We start from the raw sequence: 3,111 nt of genomic DNA, 5'->3' as shown, positions 1-3,111 counted from the left end.
CTAACTGAACCAAAATATGCTCTTATTTCTGCAGGACGTTGGAATGCGTGGAAATTGCCAAATAAGCAAGTAGTTGAGCGATTAAGAAGAAAAGGCATTAAGGTGCTTAATACTGCCGAAGTTGGAATGGTAAGGGTGAAGTTTTATCAAAACAAAACCGAAATAGAACAAGGCAGAGAACGCTATTCGGCGTGGTATAAGCAATTTTATGCAGATAAAGGGAGTAAAAAATGAAGGCGTATTCCCCTAAAAGGCAAGCAAGGAAGTCTATCAGATTGAAATATTATGATTACCGATCACAAGGATATTACTTTATTACAATATGTTGTAAAGATAAGCAATGTTTTTTCGGCAAAGTTTTAGGAGGAGAAATGAAGTTGAATAGGGTTGGAGAGGTTGTACATAAAGAATGGTTAAATACAGAAAAGATACGAAAAAATATACAATTACACGAATTTGTTGTAATGCCTAACCATTTTCACGCTATGTTAGAAATTACAGAAAGTTTGGATAACAATAATGTAGGGGCAAATAGTAATTGCCCGATAATACACCGCGTAAGTTAAATGGAACATCAAATACGATAGGTGCTATGGTTCGAGGATTTAAAATTTCTGTTATAAAACAGATAAAATTGTTGTTTGAAAAGGGCGAATTGCAATTCGCCCCTACAGACATTTGGCAACGAAACTATTACGAACATATTATTCGTAATGAAATATCCTATTTCCAAATTACCGAATATATCCAAAATAACCCATTAAAATGGGAAGAAGACCGTTTTTATATTTTGTAGGGAAAATTGCTATTTGCCCTATACATTTCACGGCACATCATTTAACGCATTCGGGTTTTTATTGATAAACATCGCATCGCCGTAGCTGAAAAAACGATACTGTTTTTCAACGGCGTGGGCGTAGGCGTTCATTGTATTTTTATAGCCTGCAAAGGCGGATACCAACATAATCAGCGTAGATTCAGGCAAATGGAAGTTCGTTACTAACGCATCAACTACTTTGAATGTTTTTCCCGGATAAAGGAAAATAGAAGTATCAGAGAAGAACGGTGCAATCAGTTTTCCCTCGTTATCGGCTGCTTGAGCCGCACTCTCAATTGAACGCACAGAAGTTGTACCAACGGCAATCACCCGTTTTTCTTTTGCTTTGGTGGCTAAAATTTTCTCGACAACCTCTTGGCTCACTTCGGCATATTCCGCGTGCATTTTATGCTCTTCAATAGTATCAACCCGAACAGGTTGGAATGTGCCGGCTCCAACGTGAAGTGTAACAAACGCAGTCTCTACGCCTTTTGCTTTGAGTTTTTCCAACATCACATTATCAAAATGTAAACCGGCAGTTGGAGCTGCAACAGCCCCTAATACTTTACTGTAAACGGTTTGATAACGCTCTTGGTCGGCATCTTCATCAGGGCGGTCGATATAAGGCGGCAGTGGCATATGACCGGCTTGCTGCAATAAATCAAACAACGGTATTTGGGTATTAAATTCCAATTCAAAGAGCGTATCGTGGCGTGCTACCATTGTTGCGGTAAAACCGTTTCCTTCGCCTAATTTATCTTCCCCGAAAATTAACTCAGCCCCTTCTTTCGGAGCTTTTGAGGCTTTAACGTGAGCTAAGCAACGGTGTTCATCTAATACACGCTCTACCAATGCCTCTACTTTTCCACCACTTGGCTTACGACCATACAAACGAGCCGGAATTACACGGGTATCGTTGAAAATTAATAAATCCCCTGCGTGGATATGATCGTATAAATCAGTAAATTGCTGATCGGCAAATTCGCCTGTTTCACCGTTTAAATGCAACAAACGGCTTGCCGAACGCTCGGCAGTCGGGTAGCGAGCAATCAGCCCATCAGGTAAGTCAAAATGAAAGTCGGAAACTAACACGGTTATTCTATCTCTGTAAAATTAAAATGGCGGAGATGATAGCATAAAAAATGGTACTCGTCAGGACGAGTACCATTCATATAAAAGATTTGTAAAATTTTGCTTAAATTTGACCGCTTACTTCAGCTTGTCAATCGCCCAATCCAGCCCTGAATGAAAATCTTCGGTTAAATTTGGGCGGAGTTGTTCGAGTAAGCCAATCAGTACTTTTTTATCCGGGTGGGTGAGGTTGATGTGTCCTACTTTTCTGCCGGCTCGTACTTCTTTTCCGTACCAATGCAGTTGGGCGAAAGGCAGGGCTAACCATTCGTTAGAATGTTCAATACCAATTAAATTAACCATCACACTTGGGGCGATTTGTTTGAGTTCGGGCGTTGGTAAATCAAGTAATGCTCGTAGATGTAACTCAAATTGGCTGATAGAGCAACCGAGTTGTGTCCAATGTCCGCTGTTGTGAACACGAGGGGCGAGTTCATTAATGAGTAATTTATCGCCTACTACAAAACATTCCATCGCCATCACGCCGATGTAATCTAATTTCTGCATAACCGCCCCGAGCATTTGTTCGGCTTGTTGTTGGTAAATGGCTTGGTTGGGTAAATTCACATCAGAGACCGAATAACGGAGAATGCCGTTTTGTTGAAGGTTATGTGAAATCGGGTAGAAGCGGGTTGAGCCATCACGGAATCTTGCCCCGACTACGGAAATTTCGCCATCAAACGGAATAAATTTTTCTGCAATCACTTCACCGAATAAATCAGGCGTGATTTGGCTGATAGAGTCAGCGGTTACAATCCATTGCCCTCTGCCGTCATAGCCACCAGTACGGCGTTTTACCACCACTTTCTCGCCGATATTTTTGAAAACCTGTTGCCATTGCTCGGCACTTTCTACTAACTGCCACGGCGAAGTGGCAAGATTCAGTTGGTCAAGCAGCGATTTTTGAGTGAATCGATCCGCTAAACGCCCAAACACATTCAAATTTACAAAGTTTTTATGATTGCCTAAAAGCTGGGTTAAAGGCGTATTCGCCCAACGTTCAATTTCAGCGGTAATAATACTATTTGGCTCAATATCAAACACAGGAGCGTCAAAAGCAAGTGGTTTCACTTCGATATCAAGCGGTGCACCTGCATAACGCAACATTCTGCCTAATTGACCATTGCCTAATACGTAAACAGGAGGGTAGATAGCACTTTTTT

3 protein-coding genes and 1 pseudogene are annotated in these 3,111 nt (G+C 41.2%); 2 read left to right on the top strand and 2 right to left on the bottom strand.

What is annotated here, in order from left to right; all coding sequences use genetic code 11:
- Together ACJHV0_RS05150 and ACJHV0_RS05145 are read left to right on the top strand one after the other, a co-directional pair.
- Positions 1–234, top strand: a pseudogene (locus ACJHV0_RS05150) (DNA internalization-related competence protein ComEC/Rec2); the annotation flags it as partial.
- 304 nt (positions 235–538) lie between these two features.
- Positions 539–796: a transposase gene (locus ACJHV0_RS05145; protein WP_483133568.1), complete on the top strand. Its 258-nt coding sequence runs from the start codon at positions 539–541 to the stop codon at positions 794–796.
- Positions 797–823: 27 nt separating this feature from the next.
- Here the strand turns inward: ACJHV0_RS05145 and queA are convergent, their stop codons facing one another.
- Both queA and purK read right to left on the bottom strand, forming a co-directional pair.
- Entirely contained in the window at positions 824–1,909 is a 1,086-nt protein-coding gene (queA, locus tag ACJHV0_RS05140) for a tRNA preQ1(34) S-adenosylmethionine ribosyltransferase-isomerase QueA (RefSeq protein WP_483133567.1), read from the bottom strand.
- Between the two features lie 117 nt (positions 1,910–2,026).
- On the bottom strand, positions 2,027–3,111 hold a 1,085-nt coding region (purK, locus tag ACJHV0_RS05135), incomplete at its 5' end, for a 5-(carboxyamino)imidazole ribonucleotide synthase (RefSeq protein ID WP_483133566.1).

The sequence above is a fragment of the Mannheimia sp. genome (assembly GCF_056854775.1).
Note: the sequence above shows the minus strand (reverse complement) of the source record. Positions and strands in the feature narration are given on the sequence as shown.